The 19,272-nt window shown below is 65.2% G+C and carries 11 protein-coding genes; 1 reads left to right on the forward strand and 10 read right to left on the reverse strand.

Annotated features, from left to right (window positions below; all coding sequences use genetic code 11):
- Window positions 1-37: 37 nt before the first annotated feature.
- Window positions 38-1,288 (reverse strand): MFS transporter, encoded by a 1,251-nt coding sequence (locus CDV44_RS09495; protein WP_087687998.1) that lies wholly within the window; start codon window positions 1,286-1,288, stop codon window positions 38-40.
- A gap of 181 nt (window positions 1,289-1,469) precedes the next feature.
- Window positions 1,470-2,996 carry an MFS transporter gene (locus tag CDV44_RS09500; protein ID WP_087687793.1) on the reverse strand — a complete coding sequence of 509 codons (1,527 nt, stop codon included), beginning with the start codon at window positions 2,994-2,996 and terminating at the stop codon, window positions 1,470-1,472.
- Between the two features lie 172 nt (window positions 2,997-3,168).
- Here CDV44_RS09500 and CDV44_RS09505 point away from each other — a divergent pair, with 172 nt between their 5' ends.
- Window positions 3,169-4,431: an NAD(P)/FAD-dependent oxidoreductase gene (locus CDV44_RS09505; RefSeq protein WP_249277475.1), complete on the forward strand. Its 1,263-nt coding sequence runs from the start codon at window positions 3,169-3,171 to the stop codon at window positions 4,429-4,431.
- Window positions 4,432-4,442: 11 nt separating this feature from the next.
- Here the strand turns inward: CDV44_RS09505 and CDV44_RS28010 are convergent, their stop codons facing one another.
- The 8 genes from CDV44_RS28010 to bcsB all read right to left on the reverse strand — a co-directional run bounded on the left by CDV44_RS28010 (window position 4,443) and on the right by bcsB (window position 19,155).
- A complete protein-coding gene (locus CDV44_RS28010; RefSeq protein WP_170935920.1) occupies window positions 4,443-5,396 on the reverse strand; it encodes a universal stress protein in 954 nt (317 codons plus the stop codon).
- Between the two features lie 126 nt (window positions 5,397-5,522).
- Window positions 5,523-6,518, reverse strand: a complete 996-nt coding sequence (locus CDV44_RS09515; RefSeq protein ID WP_087687794.1) for an aldo/keto reductase — start codon at window positions 6,516-6,518, stop codon at window positions 5,523-5,525.
- A 209-nt stretch (window positions 6,519-6,727) separates the two neighbouring features.
- Window positions 6,728-8,380, reverse strand: a complete 1,653-nt coding sequence (gene bcsG, locus CDV44_RS09520; protein ID WP_087687795.1) for a cellulose biosynthesis protein BcsG — start codon at window positions 8,378-8,380, stop codon at window positions 6,728-6,730.
- A 47-nt stretch (window positions 8,381-8,427) separates the two neighbouring features.
- Entirely contained in the window at window positions 8,428-11,109 is a 2,682-nt protein-coding gene (gene bcsA, locus CDV44_RS09525; RefSeq protein WP_087687796.1) for a UDP-forming cellulose synthase catalytic subunit, read from the reverse strand.
- Complete coding sequence (locus tag CDV44_RS09530) at window positions 11,106-11,873, reverse strand: cellulose synthase operon protein YhjQ/BcsQ (protein WP_087687797.1); 768 nt, start codon at window positions 11,871-11,873, stop codon at window positions 11,106-11,108. Before CDV44_RS09530 ends, bcsA begins: the two co-directional genes overlap by 4 nt.
- An 80-nt stretch (window positions 11,874-11,953) precedes the next feature.
- Entirely contained in the window at window positions 11,954-15,805 is a 3,852-nt protein-coding gene (locus tag CDV44_RS09535; protein WP_170935921.1) for a cellulose synthase subunit BcsC-related outer membrane protein, read from the reverse strand.
- Entirely contained in the window at window positions 15,790-17,043 is a 1,254-nt protein-coding gene (gene bcsZ, locus CDV44_RS09540) for a cellulose synthase complex periplasmic endoglucanase BcsZ (protein WP_170935922.1), read from the reverse strand. Before bcsZ ends, CDV44_RS09535 begins: the two co-directional genes overlap by 16 nt.
- Window positions 17,044-19,155 carry a cellulose biosynthesis cyclic di-GMP-binding regulatory protein BcsB gene (bcsB, locus tag CDV44_RS09545; RefSeq protein ID WP_170935923.1) on the reverse strand — a complete coding sequence of 704 codons (2,112 nt, stop codon included), beginning with the start codon at window positions 19,153-19,155 and terminating at the stop codon, window positions 17,044-17,046.
- Between the last annotated feature and the right edge of the window lie 117 nt (window positions 19,156-19,272).

Consider the following 19,272-nt stretch of genomic DNA (forward strand, 5'->3'; position numbering starts at 1 on the left):
CTGGCATCGGCTGACGGTTCTCACTGAGTACAACGCGCTACCGCACCGCCGCCCCCGGCGGCAAGCCGTCCGCTGGCGCGTCAGCCGTGGTTGTCAGCACCACGCCACGGCGCTCTCGGCCAAAGCCGATCATCACGGCGATCACCACCGCCACCGTCCCCGCGACAATTGCCATCGCCAGACCGAAATTGCCGTCGTGCGCTTTCGCGATGGAGGTCTGCAAATTGGCATTCACCGACGCAAACAGATTCCCCAGTTGATACACCAGCCCCGGGAACGTCGCGCGGATCTCGTCAGGCGACAGCTCGTTCAAGTGCGCCGGAATCACGCCCCACGCGCCCTGCACCGAAATCTGCATCAGGAATGCGCCGACGGCGAGCAACACTGCACCGCTGGAGAACGCCCACAACGGCAGCACCGGCAGCGCAATGAGCGCGGCAATCACGATGGCGCGCCGCCGTCCGATCTTCTCCGAAATGGCCCCGAAAAAGAGCCCGCCGATAATCGCGCCGATGTTGTATGTGATGGCGATCCAGCTCACCGTGTGCGGCAAGAACTTGTGCTGCACTTGCAGGAAGGTCGGATACAGATCCTGCGTGCCGTGCGAGAAGAAGTTGAATGCCGTCATCAGCACGATGGCGTATAGCGCCAGCTTCCAGTCCCTCGCCAACACCTGAAGCAGGTTTGCGCGTGGCGTCGCCGCCTGTGTCGTGCCCTTCTGCCACGCAGGCGACTCGGGGACATGCCGCCGGATATAGAACACCAGCAATGCCGGCAACACACCCACAAAGAACATGCCGCGCCACCCGATGCTCTCGTAGAACAAGCCGTAGACGACAGACGCGAGCAGATAGCCGCTCGGATACCCCGCCTGCAACAACCCCGACACAATGCCGCGCGAATGCGTCGGCACACTCTCCATCGTCAGCGCCGCGCCCACGCCCCACTCGCCGCCCATCGCGATACCGAAGAGCGCGCGCAGTATCAGCAGTACCGTGAGACTTGGCGCGAACCCCGAGGCCAGCTCCAGCAACGCATATAGCAAAACGCTCGCCATCATCGCCGGGCGTCGGCCGAACCGGTCACCCAGCCGCCCGAAGATCAGCGCCCCCACCGGGCGCATCGCCAATGTCAGCAGCAGCGCAAACGCCACACTGCCAAGTTCGGTGTTGAACTCCTTCGCGATGTCCTTCAACACGAACACCATCAAAAAGAAATCGAACGCGTCGAGCGTCCACCCCAAGTAGCTTGCCGTTACCACATGCTTCTGTTGACTCGTCCAGGCCATGGTGTCTCCTTCGTCGGCGGCAATGTGTGCGACGAAACCCACTCTACTCCTCAATTTGCGGACACGTAAAAGACCCCCTGCGTCGCTTCGGAACCCGCATGAATACGGGCTCCAGCCTTGATTGACGGGGGTTTCACCTGTTGTAACGTTTTGCTGTGCAGCGCAGCAAATTGACGTGATTTCAGCGCAACGCGCGCTGCACCACAGCGATGATGGCGACGCCCGCGCAGACGAAAGCGAGCAGCGCAAACAGGTTGCTCGCCGCAAGCAGTAACGACTGCTGATCGATGAGTTGCGAGAGCCGTGCGAGCTCAGCCGCATCGGTATCGGGGGGCAGGGAAAACGGCGTGATGTTGCCGACCAGTTGGGTGCGCGCCATCGCCTCGCCGTACTGCAACCAGAGACTCGCCACGCCGGTGCCGCCCGCCGTCACGATCTGCCGCACGATGTTCTTGAACTGATAGGCATGAGCAAAATCGTCGACGGTGAACTCGCGATACGTGAGCCCCGCGACCAGCGCCAGAATGAACGGCGTGGTCATCTGTTGCAGCAACATTGCTTCGAGCACGAGCGGTAACGACACGCCCGGCATCATGCGCTGCGACGCCAGCCACGCGGCCGCAGCAAACATCACGTAGCCGAGCGCAATCCAGCGCCGCTGTCCGACCAGATGCTGGTTCCCATAGGTGAACGCCGTCATGGCGGCAAAGCCGATAAGCCCTGCCACCGTAATCGCCGTCCCGGTCGACTGAAAGGTAAAGCCGAGCCCCGTCTGCAACGTGGTCGGCAGCACGTAGTTCCAGAGTCCGTTCAGGAAGTAATACAGCGCATAGAAGCCCAGACCGACCAGATAGCGCCGACCGATCAACCGCTTCGGATCGAGCCACGGGTCGGGATGGCGGTGCTGATGCAGAAACACGCAACCAATGAGCGCCAGTCCGATGATGGGCGTGAGCGCCACCGACGGTGAGCTGCGAATCTCGTAAAAACGCAGATCACCAAGGCCGTGCAGCAGGACCAGCGCGCCCGCGCCGAGAAACACCACGGTGACCCAGTCCATGCCGCCCACATCGAGCTGCCATGGCGCGAGCGACGCTTCGAGCCGACGTGGGTAAGTTAGCGCCACGAGCAGCAGCGTCGCCAGCGCAAGCACGACCTGCACCACGAAGATGACGCGCCAGCTGACATCCTGCATCAGCATCGACGTGACCCACGGCGCCAGCGCGGCAAGCCCGATACCGCCCGTATTGAAGCCCATGAACAGCGGCTTGCGCTCTTCGCGCTCGGCGGCCAGTTGGATGATGATGCGCGAGGCGGAAAACAGGCCCCCTGCGCCGAGCCCTTGCACGGCTTTGGCCAGCGCCAGTTCGGTTGGGGTATTGCTGAGCGCGCACAAACCGGCGCCAATGGCCGCAATGATGAGCCCCAGCAGTGTGAAGCCGCGATAGCTCAGGTCGCGTGCAATGCGGCCGAGCACCAGATTGGCGACGGTCGCGGCTGCCGCGTACGCGGTCAGACTCCAGAGAAAGTCTTCCGGCGATGCGTGTATGCCGCCCCGGATGTGCGTGCCGCCAATGCCCATCATCGACGAGGCGACGAAATCGACACCGGTCGAACAGCCCAGCGCGAACGCAAACAAATACACCTGCGGCGCAGAAAGCTCGGGGTGCTTCGACAACAGCGGGCGGCCGGCACGGTCACTTGCCATCGCAGCTCCTGGGGCCTGTTCCGGAAGGGGGACGCAACGTCATCTTACCGGTATCGGACGGCCCGCAGACGGTGGAATGCGGGTGGAATACGCGTGGAATGCGGGGGCAATGCCGGTGCAATGCATTACACTGGCGGCCAAACTCCAACGCTACTTCCACATGTCCGAAGCAATGACTCCTACCACTGTCATCCTCGGCGCCGGTCAAGCCGGCGGCGAAACCGCGCTCGCGCTGCGTGCGCTTGGCTACACCGGCCGCATCGTACTCGCCGGCAGCGAGACCCATCTGCCCTATCGCCGCCCGCCGCTCTCGAAGGCGTTTCTGGCCGGTCAGGCCGACGAAGCCAGCTTGCTGATCCGCCCGGCCGACGCCTGGGAGAAGGCAGAGATCGACGTGCGTCTCGGCGTCACGGCCACTGCCATCGACCGCGCGGCACGCACCGTGACGTTCGACGACGGCCAGACGCTTGGCTACGATCATCTGGTACTGGCACTGGGCGGTCGCGTGCGCCGTCTGCCGATGCCGGGCGGCGACGCCGCCAACGTCTACTACCTGCGCGACATCGCCGACGCCCAGCGTCTGCGCGAAGCGCTCACCCCCGGCAAGCGCGTGATCGTGGTCGGTGGTGGTTATATCGGTCTGGAAGTGGCGGCAAGCGCCGTCAAGGCTGGCACGACAGTCACGGTGCTCGAAGCCGCGCCGCGCCTGCTCGCGCGTGTGGCCGAAGCCGATCTGGCCGACTTCTTCGCGACGCTGCATCGCGAGAACGGCGTGAACGTGCAAGTCGGTGTCGGTGTGTCTGCGCTCGAACAAGACGCGAACGGTCAGGTCGTGGCCGTGGTCGCCGGTGAGCAGCGTCTGCCCGCCGATGTGGTGGTGGTCGGCATCGGCGTGCTGCCGAACGCCGAACTCGCGCAAGCCGCCGGCCTCGCCGTGGACAACGGCATCGTGGTCGACGAATTCGCCCGTACGAGCGATCCGGCCATTCTGGCCGTGGGCGACTGCGCCCATCACGAACACCCGGCGCTGGGCCGCCGTATTCGTCTGGAATCGGTGCCGAGCGCGAGCGAAATGGCCAAAGTGGCCGCGAGCGTCGTGCATGGCGATGCCCCGAAGGCCGTCGCCACCGCACCGTGGTTCTGGTCGGATCAGTTCAACGCGAAGTTGCAGATGGTCGGGATGACGGAAGGCCACGACGCCGTGGTCGAGCGCCGCCTGCCGGACGCTCAGGGCGCGGCCGTGTTCATGCTGTTCTATCTGCGCGACGGCGCCGTCGTGGCCGCCGCCAGCATCAACCGCGCGCAGGAATTCCTCGCCGCCCGCGAGCTGGTCGGCCGCCGCGCGGTGATCGACCCGGCCCGTCTGGCCGATGCCGCCACGCCGCTCAAGACACTCGTCGCCGAGTTGTCGACGGCCGGCAATTCAGCCGCCTGACCTGAATCGCTTCAGGTCTGCGCGGCCGGGGCAACGTGCGGCGCTTGCGCCGGCAATAGCAGGACCGGCCTGCCCGCGTGGCGGGCCGTATCTTCCGCCACGCTGCCTAGTGTGAAGCGCCGAAAACCACGTCGGCCGTGGGTGCCGAGCACGATAAGATCCGCATCGGCGTCCCGGCCCGCCGCGATGATCTGATCGGCCACCCCTTCGCCCACCGGCTCAATCTCTCGCATTTCCACTTCCCCCGGCACTTCCGCTTCATGCATGCGCTGCGTAGCCCACACACGCACCTGCTCGCCCACCGCGCGCACGGCTTCGAGCATCGGTTCGGGGTCGAAGCCCGCCAGAAACGGTCCGGGCAAGTCCAGTACGTGCACCACGCGCAATGTCGCGCCATGGGTGCGCGCCAGCGTCAGCGCATAGTCGAAGGCACGCCGCGATGTCTCGCTCGCGTCGAGCGCCACGAGCACGCGCTCGTAATGACCGCCCGCGCGTAGCGGCAGATGCGCGCGCGCTTCACCCGCGACCAGCATCACCGGCACCAACGCATTGCGCAGAATTTGTTCGGCCACGCTGCCGAGCATGGCGCGTCGCACCCCGCTACGCCCGTGCGTGCCGACGATGATGATGTCGGCCGCCCATTCGTTGGCCTCGCGCGTCATCGCTTCGGGCACCGTTTCGCCGGTCGTGCGCAGATCCAGCAGATGCGCCTGCGCATCGAACCCTTCTTCACGCAGGTAGAGCACGGCGCGCGCCAGATGCTCTTCACCCTCACGTTGCATGTCGCGGCGCACCTGTTCCAGATCGATGAGTTTGCCGAACGCAGACGTCAGCAGATTGACCGGATCTTCCACCGTGTGAATGACGCGGATCGCATCGCCGCTACGCGCAAAGGCTGCCGCCTCGCGTAGCGCGCGACGCGACGACTCGCTGCCGTCAGTGGCAAGCAGAATGCGTTTGGTCATGAGCAGCCTCGCTGGAAAAGAGAGAGGGGACGTCGTGTGGCGCCCGCCGTTTCAGCAGGCAAACCACGCGACGTCCCCTCCACTATACCGCCCGATAGGTGACGAATACCACCCGTTACGGCTGCGTCACCGTGCCGCATCTCCCCAGCGATAGGCCAGCGAGGTGTCGTCGAGTTTCGCCTTGAGATCGGCGTCGAGCTTGTAGTCGATGGTGCCGAGCGTCTCGGTCAGTTGGTCCACCCGGCTCGCGCCGATGATGGCGGAGGTGACGATCGGATTCGCCAGCACCCACGCCAGCGACAGACGCGTGAGCGATTCGCCCGATTCCTTGGCGATGCCCTTGAGCGCTTCGATGGTCGCGAACTCCCGCTCGTGCCAGTAGCGCTGCTGGTACATCGCGCCCGCCTTGCCGACCTTCTCCGTGAAGCGCCCTTCGCTCGGCGTAGCGCCGTGCTGGTACTTGCCCGTGAGCAGACCACCTGCCAGTGGGTTGTAAGGGATCACGGCGAGGCCTTCTTCGCTGGCCAACGGCAGCAATTCGCGCTCGATCTGGCGGAACAGCAGGTTGTAACGCGGCTGCACCGACACGAAGCGCGCCACGCGCAGCACATCGGCACGGCCCAACGCCCGCGCGAGCCGGTACGCCAGATAGTTCGACACACCGATGTAGCGCGCCTTGCCCGACTTCACGATGGTGTCGAGGGCTTCGAGCGTCTCGTCGATGGGGGTGTCGGTATCGTCCGAGTGCAATTGGTAAAGATCGACGTAATCGGTGCCCAGACGGCGCAGCGACGCGTCGATGGCATCGAGCAGGTGCTTGCGCGACGCGCCCCGGTCCCACGGCGACGGCCCCATGGACCCACACGCCTTGGTCGCGACGATGAAGCGGCTGCGGCGGCCCTTGAGCCAGCGCCCGACGATCTCCTCGGTGCGCCCGCCCAGCGTCTCGTCACTCCCCAGCGGGTAGACGTCGGCGATGTCGATGAAATTGACACCCGCCTCGGTGGCGCGATCGAGAATCGCGTGGCTCGCATCCTCTTCGGTTTGCAAGCCGAAGGTCATGGTGCCCAGACAAAGGCGGGAAACGTTCAGGCCGGTGCGGCCAAATTTGGTGTATTGCACGGTAACTCCCGGAAGCATCGGATCGAGGGGTGACGCGAGACTGCGCTGCCCGCCCGAACGGGCCAGACGGACAAGACAAACAAGACGCACAGTATGCGCGATTCCGCTAAAACACGTCAGGCCACCTGTCGGGTGGCCTGACGTGTCCTGCACAAGCGCGCATGCCGCGTTCCCGCGACGCTCGCACCACCCGCACCGATGCCCGGCGGCTACTCCAGCGACTTCAGATCGAGCCAGACACCATCGGCACCGCGAATCAGCATCTTGCTGTCGTACTTCATCACCGTCGTCTGCTCGTTGGCCGACACGAAGGCGGTTTGCGGCAAATCGTTTGCATATTGCGCGAGGTCTGGGGTGCCGGCGAACGGGTTGGTCGCCACCAGATGCGAGACCAGCGTCATCAGCGCGAGATAGCTCGTCGGCGTGGAAATCGTCACGGGGGTATGCGGCCCCGCACCGCCCGCCGTGGCACTGTCGCCGAAACCGACCAGCTTCACGGCGACCGGCACATGCGTGATCTCCGGCAGTGGAATTTCACGCATGCCCGAGATTTGCAGCTTGCTGCCCCGAATCGCCGCACCGTGTTCCGGCACGAACACCACCACGGCCTTGCGACCCGACTGCGCAATGGTGTCGATGAACTGACTGAAGTCGTCGAACATCGCCTTGGCGCGCAGCGGGTAGCTCTGCACGCTGGTGAGTTTGGAGCCCTCCAGCCGGTTGCCGTCGTGCAGCGAGATCGTGTTGTAGTACAGCGCCACGCGCTTGTCGGGCATGGCCGTACGCTGTTTCCACCATGCTTGCAGCACATCGCCGTCAGAGTGGATCGGCGTCTCGTCGAAGGCGCGCATCGACACGCGCGCATGCGTGTTGTCGAACGGCGTGATGCCCTGCACGTTGAAGTTGTCTTTGACTTCCTGCATGAAGTTGTCGAAGTGCCCGTCGTGATTCATCGCGAGCTTCGGCGTAAAGCCGAGGTTCTTCAGATCGCTCATCACGTAGCACTGCGGACCGGCCGGATCGTACAGCGCCTTGTGCGTCGGCTGGCCGCAGCCTGCGCGCAACACGCGAATGGCCGCCGGGCCGCTATAGCTCGCCGCCGAGTTGAAGTTCTTGAACACGAAGTCAAAGCGCGAGAGCAGCGGCTGGTTGTCGAGATTGTCGACATCGAGATCGTCCTGCGCGAGCGAGCAGATGTGCAGGAAGATGATGTCGAAGTCCGGCCCTGCCCCCGCTTGCGCGGGCAACGAGACCGAACGCGTCAGCTCGCGCGCGTAGAACGAGTTGAGCGCCGCGTTCGGGTTCGCACCCGGCGGCACCTCGCCATCGCCCACTACCACGTCGTTTGCACTGCCACCGGCGGCACCGGCGGCTCCCCCGCTGGCCGTGGCACCTGCGCCCACCGCCGTGGTACCGCCCTGCGCGGCGACGACCGGCGCCACCGACACCAGCGTGCCCACACGCAGCACCCCCGGCACGATCAACAGCGCCAGCAGCACGAACGTGGTCACGCGCACCCATCGGTTCACGATCCAGTACGCCAGCACCAGAATCGCGAGCAGCAACCAGTCGCGGGTGGACACAAACCGGCCCAGCAATTCGATGATGTACGAGAAGCGAAATTGCAGCAGCGCGGGCAGTTGCTCGATGAACCGTGCAAACGGCGGCAGGTTCGAGTCGTAGTACAGCAGACCGGCACCGACCGGCACGGCGATCACCTGTCGCAGGATACGTGCCCATCGCGGGCGCAAGCGAATCGCCAGCAACACCGCGAAGATGAAGTTCGGCACCACGTGGAAGCCGATGATGCCAGCCCACAGCAGCGCCAGTTTCAAGATGAAGTAAAGATTCCAGATGCCCATTGTCAGGTTCCGTCCCTAGGTTCTTTCTTCGCTCGATTAGGCATGCATTACGCCTGCGGCGTGCTCTGCTGCGAACGCGTACGTGCACCGCGCAGCCGGTTCTGCCAGCGCGCCACGAGCTTGCCCAGCAAATAGTTCGCCAGCACCTGATAGCCGCGCAGGCCCATCGCCAGCATTTCGAACAGTGCCTTGATCGGTTCGTCGCGCGTGCGCTCGGCGTCCCAGTCGCGCCACGCGTCGGCGCGCCCGAAGGTGAATTGCACGAGATGCTTGTCCTGCTCCGCCGTGAGCGGCATGAACGACAGGAAGAGGTCTTGCGAGAGCGAATTCACCACGCTCACCGGAAACCCGTATTCGTGCTCGCCGCGCGACAACGCCACCTGCGCCTCGGTGCCGACCGGCAAATCCAGCGCCACAGGCATGTGCAGGGCCAGACCGCCGCCGGAAAAGTCGCGCGTGTGGCAGGCCAACGTGCGGCCGTCCGGCAGATACAGCACGGCAGGAATGCTCATCGTCACGCGGTGCGTGCGGCGCACTTGCCGCACTTCCGTCGCCACGGCCACCGCAGCGCCAAGCACCGCCAGATTGAACGACACCCATGCCAGATTGAAGACCAGCGCGCCGGTCTCATGCGACGGGCCATAGAAAAAGCGCAAGATGCCTGCGAGAAAGCCCAGCACGTTGAAGGCGAGCAGCACCATGTACGGCTTCGAGATGCTCCAGTCGAAGAAGCTCTGCTCGATCAGCCCGCCCTTGGCCGTCACGTTGAACTTGCCGTAACGCGGGTTGATGAACGCGACCGTCGTCGGCAGCGCCACGTACCACGCAAGCACCGCTTCGTAGACATCCGACCAGAACGAATGACGGTACTTGCCCTGTATTCGCGAGTTGGCGATGTTGGCGTGGGCAATGTGCGGCAGCACGTAGGCGCAGATGCTGAGTGCCGCCGCCTGTACGATATGCAAGCCGAAGAACAGGTAGCAGATCGGCGCGAGCAGAAACACGATGCGCGGAATGCCGTAGAAGAAGTGCAGCATCGCGCTCGCATAGCAAATGCGCTGACCGAACTTCAGCCCACGCCCGAACAGCGGATTGTCGACGCGGAAAATCTGCGCCATGCCGCGCGCCCAGCGAATGCGCTGGCCCACGTGACCCGACAGCGATTCAGTGGCCAGACCCGCCGCCTGCACCACCTTGAGGTACACGGTGTTCCAGCCGCGACGGTGCATCTTGAGCGCCGTGTGCGCGTCTTCGGTCACGGTCTCGATCGCCACACCGCCGACTTCGTTCAACGCGGTACGGCGCAACACGGCGCACGAGCCGCAGAAGAACGCCGCATTCCAGAAGTCGTTGCCGTCCTGCACGATGCCGTAGAACAGGCGGCCTTCGTTGGGCACCGCTCCGCGCGTGGCGAGATTGCGCTCGAACGGATCGTCCGAGAAGAAATGGTGAGGCGTTTGCACGAGCGAACAACGCGGGTCTTTGATAAATGACCCCATCGTCGTCTGCAAGAACGAGCGCACGGGAATGTGATCGCAGTCGAAGATCGCGATGAAGTCGCCCGTCGTCTTGCCCAACGCGTGATTGATGTTGCCCGCCTTGGCATGCTTGTTGTCCGGGCGGGTGACGTAATGCACGCCCGCCTGTGCGGCGAACTCGCGCATTTCCTCGCGCCTGCCGTCGTCGAGCAGGTAGATGTTGATCTTCTCGGGCGGCCAGTCGATGCCACACGCGGCGTAGACCGTCGGGCGGACCACATCGAGCCCTTCGTTATACGTCGGGATGTAGACGTCGACCGTAGGCCATTCGCGCATGTCGGGCGGCAGCGGCGTAATGCGCCGCTGCAACGGCCAGATCGTCTGGAGGTAACCGAACAGCAGAATCAGCCACGTGTACATTTCCGCCGCGACGAGGATGTAGCCGACCGTGGCCTCCGCCACCGTATCGAACGCCAGCGACTGAGTCAGGCGCCACCACACGTAGCGCACCGTCGAGATCAGCGACAGGCCGATGAGCACCAGCACCGAGTACTGGCTGTCAAGCCGGCGGAACACGAGCGCGAGCGTCAGCGTGCAGATCGAGAACAGCAGCTGCTCGAACGGATCGAACGGCGTCGTCACGATCCAGAGCACCCCGAACAGGCCGAGCAGCGCCACCACGGCCGACGTCACCCGCCACTCCATCACCGTTTCGAGTTGCTTGTCGAATCGGTGCGCCAGTTGCGCGGGCGTGTCGGGGGGAATGCCGAACAGTGTTTGCACCAGCCATAGCCGGAAGCGCTCGTTGTTGTTCCGAAACGCGAGCCACGCGACATAGGGCGGAAACGCCGGGCGCTGGTCGGCGCGCCGCCACAGCATTGCCCGGACAAGTTGCCAGAAGGTGGCATCGGCCGGTACCCCGACGCGACGCGTCAGACGCTCGTTGCCCCACGCGAAAGCCCGGCCGAAATAGTCGGCCCTGCCCTTGCGCGCCGGCTGAAACAGGATGCGCAGCCACCAGTCGCGCCATTGGTCGAGCTGGCGCACGTCGAGCCGCATGGCGAGGCGCGCGATGACGTGATCGGCCATCTGCGATACCCGCAGTTGCTGACGCGGCGAACGCAGGGTGGCAGCGAGCATCCACTGCATGGGCCCCGGCTCACGCCCGTCCGGGCGGCGCGGCAGCCGCAAGCGAATCGCGAGCGTCTCGCGCCCCAGCCGGAACAGCGTTTGCAGTGCGTCGCTGATCATGGCGAACCCTCCTCCACGCCATCGCTCGTACGCGCCGTTGCGCGCAGCAGCCATGCGGCCAAGTGCAGGATGTCGAGCGCCGCCTGCGAGCCTTCACCGTGCGTGAACAACGGCAGACCGCCCGCGGCCGCCGTGCCGACCGCATCGTCCCGGTGAATTCGCACCGGCACGATCGCGTCGCCGCCACGCGACTGAATCATCTGCATCAGGTCGGTGCCCAACGCCGAGTTGGCCGCAGCAAAATTCGCCACCATCTGACAGCCGGGGCCGCCTGCGGTCATGAGATCGGGTTGTGTGACATAGCCCGTCGTCGTGACCGGCACCACGCCGAGCACGAGATCGGACGCAGCGATGGCGGCCTGCGCCGTGACGCCCGGCAGGCGCGATGTATCGATCAACACGCGGGTGCCATCGGGCAAGCCGAGTGCATCGAGTTGGCGGCGCAGCCCGGCAGGCTCACGGCGCAACCACTCGCCAAACGCGGCCACCTGCGCAGCAGACGCCCGGCCTGCGGGCAGCAACGGCACTTTGGCCGGCGTGTCGGATAGCAGCGAACGCCAGCCCGCCGGCGCTTCACCGAGCGTCAGCACACCTTTTTCGCTCGCAGCGCTCAGCCCGAGCAGTGCGCCGAGACTGTTTTGCGCATCCAGTTCGATGACGGCGACCGGGTGTTCGCCCTGCGCGAGTTGGGCCGCAAGGTGAGCGGTCACCGTGCTGCGACCGGCGCCGCCCGCGCTGGAGACGACGGTGATGAGCGTCAGCATGCCGCCCCCTTTGCCGAGCGGGCCGCCGGGTTGGATACCAGTGCGGGCAGAGCGATGTCGCTAGAGAAGTTGACCATGGCTCAATAGCTCCAGATCGGGCGCACCGGCGACGGCGGCATCGGCACATCGCCGCGACGCGCATCGAAGTGATAGCGCATATAGAGGAGGAAGCGATTTGGCGCGTAGTAATCCGAGCGCTCGAACTGCACCTGTCCACCGATGACCCAATGGCGGTTGATCCAGTATTCTGCGCGCCCCAGTATCGAGAAGCCCACGCCGAAGCCGCCGCCCGAGCCGTAAGTCAGATTGCCGCTGGCGGCCTGAATGGCACCGTCGGTCGGGAAGTACGGCATCGACTTTTCCTGACTCTGCGAGAACGAAACCGAGCCGCGCAGGTAGTACGACCAGCGTTGCGTGCGGCCATACCATTCGAGCGGCAACGTGAGCGAGACGTAGGTCTGCGGGCTGTAGTAACCGCCCATGCCGTACGTGTAGAAGCGTTCGTTCTGCGCGTAGCTGTCGAAGAACAGCGTGAGGCCGGTGTTCATGCGCATGTCGCGCTTGTAGATCAGCGGCAGATCAACCCCTGCGCGCGCCGATACCTCGGAGTTGTTCAGCACGTTCTCGCCGGTGAGCCGCGCGACGCTCGCTTCGCCGAACACGCCCCACTTCGCAAAGTCACGCGAGGCGTGGAAGGTAATGGCGTCGCGCCGCACGCCGCCCCATTTACCGTCGCCGAAAATCTCCGGCAACGGCAGATACGAGCCCGCATACGACACCATGCTGCCCGTGACCGGACGGCGCGACACATCGACCCAGTAGTTGTAGCGGCCGAGATTGCCGAACAACCGCACGCCACCGGTCACATAAGACACCGGAAAGCCGATCGGCGTGTGCCCGATGTCGGCACGAATCCAGTCGTTCTCATAGCCCAGCATCAGCGCTTGTCCGTGCGCCTTTTGCCGCTTGCTGCCGTAATCGGTCAGCAGCCCCGGGTTCGCGTTGCGGAATGGCGTATTCCCCAGCAGCGGCAGCGTGCCGATCTCGGATGTGCCATTGAGCGGCAAGTCGCCAGAGTCGGCGCTGACGTAGTCGGTCTGGGCGAACACGTGGCCGTCGTAACCCACAGCGTACTGACCGTACAGCGGCACGGCGCGGGCATTGAACATCGAGATGCCGCCGTCGCCCTTCTTCGTGTCGATTTCGTACCCGGCCGCGACGTAGCTGTTGCGCCGCGATTCCAGCGAATCCATGCCCGACTCTGCCGACGTCATGCCGTCGTAGCCCGGCAGCGCCCCTTGCACGATCTCTTCCTTGCGGGCCTCGTCGTACCAGCCCTTCGCCTCGTTGTAATGGCGTTGCGACTGCGCGATGCGCCCGCGTTGCACTGTCACGGACGGGTTGTCCGGGAATTGCGTGCGCAGTTTGTCGTTCAGGGCGATGGCCTCGTCGTAGCGTTCCATCGCCGTCAAACGGCGCACGGCGGCGAGTTGCGTCCAGACATCGTCGGGCGGTGCCTCGGCCAATGCGCGGTCGAGTTCGCGGTTCGCCGCGTCGTCGTCCTGCATTTCGTAAAGCACGCGCACCAGCGACAGCCGGGCGTCCTGATTGGTCGGGTCTTGCCGGATCTGTTCTTCGGCGATCTTGCGTGCCTCGTCGAAGCGCCGTTCGTCGAAATAGATATCGCCCAGCGTCGACAAGGCGCGCTTGTCGGGCGGGTTACGGGCGAGCAACGGTTCGAGTGCCTTCTGCGCGGTGTCGAAGTCGCCGAGTGCGCGCGCACGGTCCGCCGTACGCAGGGCCAGACGGTCCTGCAAGTCTTGCCACTCTTCGCGTTGATCGGAACCCAGTGTTGCCGGGTCGATGCCTGCGAGAAACGTGCCGAGCTCGGTGTCGCGCTCGGCGGTGTTGAGCAATTCGGCATAGCGCAGCTGTGCATCGGGTTGCGGCTTGTCGGCGTGTGCCGCCAGCCACTCGCGCATGAGCGCCAGCCCCTGCTCGGGCTGTCCGGCAGCCACCCGCGCGCGCGCCACTTCGCCAATCAACTCGGGATCGTCGCCGGCCATCGACAGGGCTTCGCGATATTGGCGCTCGCTCTCGTCGTCGTTGCCGGCAGCATGCGCTTCGCGCGCGAGCCGGGCGGCGTCGCGAATCGCGAGGGTCGTCTGAAGGCGGCGAATCGACGGCGACGCATCGGCGGCAGGAATCTGCGCCAGCGCCGCGCGGGCGCCCGCCTCGTCGTCGATCACATTCAGATAGATCGCCGTCGCGTAGTGCATCTGCGCGTTGTCGTCGGCAGACAGTGTCTGGCGCAGCCCCTCAGCCATAACTTCGCGACCGATTTGGGGCAGGCGCAGCTTGCGATACAGGCTGGCGAGCGAATAGCGCGTCCACGCGTTGGTTGGGTCGAGAGCCACGGCGCGCTCCAAGGCCGCCAGCGCCGGGCCGTTGTGCCCTTCGGCGATAAGTCGCTCGGCGTCGTCGGACAGCGCGGCCGATTCGGCTTTGTCGAAACGTGCAGCGTCTTGCGGAAACCGTCGCCGCAGATCACCCAGCAGTGTCGCGAGTTCCGTACGGCGTTGCTGCCGCGAGTACAGCGTAATCATGCCCCGCAGCGCCGTGTCGTTATCAGGCTCGATCTTCAGGGCCTGCTGAAACAGCCGCTCGGCATCGTCGTCGCGTTTCGCGTCGAGTGCGATGTCGCCTAGCAGAGCCAGCCCGTCCGGGTTGGCCGGGTCCGCGGCCAGCGCGCTGCGCACCAGCCGGTCGGCGTCGTCGAGCCGCCCGGCATCGCGTGCATCGCGCGCGTCGGACATCGCGCCCCAGAACTGCGAGGTCTTCAGCAGACTGCGCCATTTGCCCGCGTTATCGGGGTCTTTGCGCATCGCCTGTGAAAACAAGTCCTGCGCGGCCTTGTGATCGCCCTGCCGCATCTTCACGAGGCCGAGCGAGCCGAGCAGTTCGCCATCATTGGGACGCTTGGCGCGCGCCGCATCGAGTGACTTCTGTGCGTCGCCAAGGCGGCCTTGATCGAGCGCCGCGATGCCCGCCTGACGCGCCTTGTACGACGGGTCGTTGAGCATGCGCTGGCGAGCAGTCTGTTGCGCCCCGAGCTTGTCGTAGGCGGCGCGGATATCGGCGTCGTTCGGTGCCAGCGCGAGATAGCGCTGATAGAGCGGCAGCCATGCAAGGTTGCCGTCCGCTTTGGACAACCCCTTCTGCCAGAGCGGCAGCAACGCATTCAGATCGGCATCGGGGCGCGCGGCCAATTCGGCCACCATGCGCGTGCCGGCCAACCGGCTCGCCGGGCGGTCGATCAGCAACTCGGCCAGCGACTGCGATGCGCGGGTGTCGTCGGGCGATGCTTTCGCGAGATTCGCCAGCCCCTGCTGGGCGGCCGGCCAGCCATTGGTGGCGTTGGCCTGCGCACGGTAGTACTCCACGCCCAGATCGCCCGTCGGCGGACCATCGGGGAAGAGCGCCTTGTACTCGGCAAACGCCGCGTCGGCCTGACCGCTGCGTTGCAGCAACCGGGCACGGGCAATGCGCGACTTATCAGTTGTGTTGATGCGAATGACGTCGGCGAGCGCCTTGGTGGCGGGCGCGTTCGGGTAGCGCGCACGCAAGCGTTGCAACGCCTTGTTCGCCTCCACCGCGTGGTTCTCTTCGATATCGATCTGACCGAGCAACGAGAGCGCGTCCGGTTGATCGGGCTGCACGAGCAACGCCTTTTCGAGCGCTGCGCGCGCCAGATCGTTGCGATGACGGGCATGCCAGAGCGTCGCACTGGATAGCAGATTACGGACGTCTCGATTGGCCGCTACCGGCGGCGTCTTGCCGGGATTGTTCGGGGCCGGCGCAGCGCGCACGCCAGCGTCTGCTGCCATCAGCAGACAAGCCAGACAGGCGGAGCGAATCAGCGTGTCGCGCAAGCGCCCTCCCATGGCAATTGCAGCGTGCCGTCGGCAGCAAAACGGAAATGCCCGGCCTGCCAGCCAAGACCGAACAGGGTCAGCACCGAGCCGTAGTAGCCCGCCGGCGATTGCGCGTCGAGCGATTGCACCCGCGCGATCTGCGCTTGTGCACCGGCCGTGTCGCCCACCGCCTGAAGCAACGGCACGAGCGCCGCCGAGAAGCCGCTGGGGCCATCCTGCTTCGCCGTGCCGTCTCGCGTGTTCACACGCTCGGGCGGCGCCCCATGCGTGGCGACGTACTTCAACATGCCGCCGAACGTGTTCTGCAACGCGCGAAAATCTTCGCTGCCCGGCGCGAGCATGCCTGCCCACAGATACACGCGGATGGCGTTGTAGCTGCCCTCGCCCTGCGTTTCCGGATCGATCTGGAAACCGTGTCCTGTCCGGTACATCGCCCATTCGGGCGCGAAGCCCAGCGGCGGTGCCGTCAGCGTGATCTGCTTGAGCGACGAGGGAATCAACTGCGGCCAGCCGCTGTCGGGGAACATCCCCGCAAGACGCCGAACGACCTGCATCGGCACGTAGCTCGGGTTGAGCCGCCACAAGTCCTTTTCGGGATGGAAGCCGACCGGCGCGGGCAACAGCGTGCGGCCGAGACCGGGCACGAAGTCGGTTTCCTCCGCCGCAATGCGCCGTGCGACCAAGGCACCGAGCGCGGTGTACCGGCGAACGTTCCACAGGCGTCCCGCTTCACCGAGCGCGTAGGCAATCCACATGTCGGCGTCGCTGGCGGGGTTGCTGTCGAGCACGCCCCATTGGCCGTCGTCCTTCTTGCCCCAGAGCCATGCAGGCAAGTGCGCCGTGAGGTCGCCCTGCGCGAGGTTGTTGATGGTCCAGTCGACGACCTTGTCGAACGTGGCACGGTCGTTGGCGATGAGCGCGAACATCAACGCGTACGCCTGCCCTTCGGAGACGGTGCGCTGATCGGCCATGCTGTGATCGACCACGCGGCCATCGTCGGAGAGGAAGCCGGCTTTGAAGCGCGTCCATGCGGGCCAGTCGACCGGCGGGCAAGCGCGCGACGCGGCGGGGGCGGACGCGGGCATTGTGCTGCCCGCCTTGCCAGTCTTGGCCGGTGCAGCACTCGCCACGCCGGGCAACGCCGCGACCAGTGGCAGCACCTGCGCCACACCGCCGGCCGCGAGCGCGCGCAGCACGGCGCGACGGCGCCGGCCGTGGGCTTCAGCGCGTTTCATTTACTTCTCCAGCCGGCGTGCGGCGCGGCGTTGCAACCACCCGAAGCATTTGAGTGCGATCGCAAACGCCGCCAGCAGCGCCGCAATACCCACGAGAATCGGATGGCTCGAGAGGTGGTAGCGAATACGTGTCCACCAGCTCACGTCGCCGACAAAATACGTCTGCCCCAGCCGGAACGACTCGACGCGCGAGCCATTCACCACCGCGAGGTCACCATGAATCGCCGCGCGCTGCACGTCGTCGTCCACCATATCGACCACGCCGAGCAGCGCCTTGTTGCTGGTCGCATTGATCGCCACCACCGAACGCGACGCGCTCACCGGCGATTCGAAACCGACCAGCGCCGCGAGCGGTCCGTCGGATTGCGCATCCATGCGTGCCGGGCCGACGCGGCTGGCCGCCAGCGCCGAGCCGGTGGCGCCGTCACCGCGATAGCCCTGCCCCTGACTCGTCATCAGACGGCGCGACTGATCGATGAGCAGCGGGAAGCCCTTGCCCCATTTCGCCAGCAAATCGCCCGCGTCCTTGCCGCCCACGATCAGCAGATCACGGTCCTTGAAACGATCGGTCTGCGTGGTATCGAGCACTTCGAAGCGGTCGGCATAGACACCCGTCGAGCGGCCGAACTGGCCGAGCGTCGTGAACACGGTTTCAAGCTCAGATGCATCCGGCGTCTTCGACGTGATGATGGCCGTCTGCGCCAGATCGGCGTATTTGGTGAACGGGAAACCGCTGCCGACGAAGAAGCTCAGATTCGGCATCTCGGCGTAATGCGGCAGCCCGCTGAAGTCGATGGTCGAATCGGCATCGATGGCCGAGCGCGCGGCGTTGGTGATCGTCTGCGCGCAAATGCCTTCCTTGTGCGGCTCCATCGCGAACTGGAACGACAGCGAGTTGCGCGAGGCCACCTGGAACGCGGGGATACGCACGTCCTTGCGATCGGCCATGGTGCCGTCGGAGAGCAACTCGACCAGCATGTGGCTCTTGTCGTTACTTGCACCCGCGGAGCGCAGGCGGTAGGCACGCACGAACTGGTCGTTGATGGCCACGCTCATCGACGAGTCATCGGGCTTCACCGGCGGCGTGTAGCGATACTTGAGATCGAGCGGCACGCCCGTGTTCTGCCACGTCAGCAAGTCGGCCGGGAGATTGAGCTGAACGCGGATCGGCCACGGCATATAGCCGTTGCCTTGCAGATCGGCTGGGTTGTCGACCAGTTCGCCAAGCTTGACCGGACGGTCCGTGCGCACCCAGCGCGGTGCGTCGTAAGCCGGACGCGGCGGCAGCGGTTCGAGCGCCGTGATGCGCGCCGATTCGCCGGAGAGCGCCGCGCGGCCGGAGACCAGCGCCAGCGCGGCCGTCTCCAGATCCTTGGCGTCACGCCCCTGTATGACCAGCAGCTTGAGCGACGGATTGTTCGGGTTCGACATCATGCGCAACGTCGGCGCATCGACCGTCGGCAGATTCAGCGCGGCCGGGCGCGTGTCGTTGGTTGCAAAGACGATCGCGTGCTTGGCCGGCAACTCGTTGATGTCGACCGGGAAGCGCGTACGGCGATAGTCGCCCAATGCGCCCGCCCATGAGGCCACCACGCCGGCGGCATGTACGACGGCGAGCGACGGCGGTGCGCCGAACATGAACGGGATCGAGAGATCGCGATTGTCGTGGCGATCGAAGAACGGCGTGGGCAGCGTCGAGAGGTCGTTGCGCAACGTCAACGGCTGCGTGCTGGTGACGACCTCGCTTTGCGGACTGATATCGGTCCACAGGCTGGAGTGCATCGGATCTTCGCACTCCATCGTGTAGTGACCGATGAGTACGAGCCGCACACGATTGAAGCCGGAGAGCAGACGCGGGTCGAGCGGGATCTCGCGCACCAGATTCTTGCCGCCGTCCTGCTTATTGAAAGGCAGCGTCGCGATCAACTCTTCGTTGAGATATACCTTGAGTTGCGAGAGATCGGGAATCAGTGCGGGCGAGTAGGTATAGCGAAGTCGAAGCAATGCGGACGCGACCGTCTGATCGAGTCGAATGCCGAAGTTCACGTCGCCCGAGCCTTCGGTGCCGCGCAAGCGCAAGCCGGTACGCTGCCCGAGCTGAGCGAACGTCACAGTGCGCTCGCTCGTTCCCGGCGCCGGTGGCGCGAGCACGACCGATGCAACGGAGGTATCGGCGGCCGTTGCCCCTGAAGCCGGGGCTGGCGGCGATGCAGTACTAGTTGGCGTTGG

This window comes from Pandoraea sp. PE-S2R-1 (assembly GCF_002179865.1).
In the GTDB taxonomy this organism is placed as follows: Bacteria; Pseudomonadota; Gammaproteobacteria; order Burkholderiales; family Burkholderiaceae; genus Pandoraea.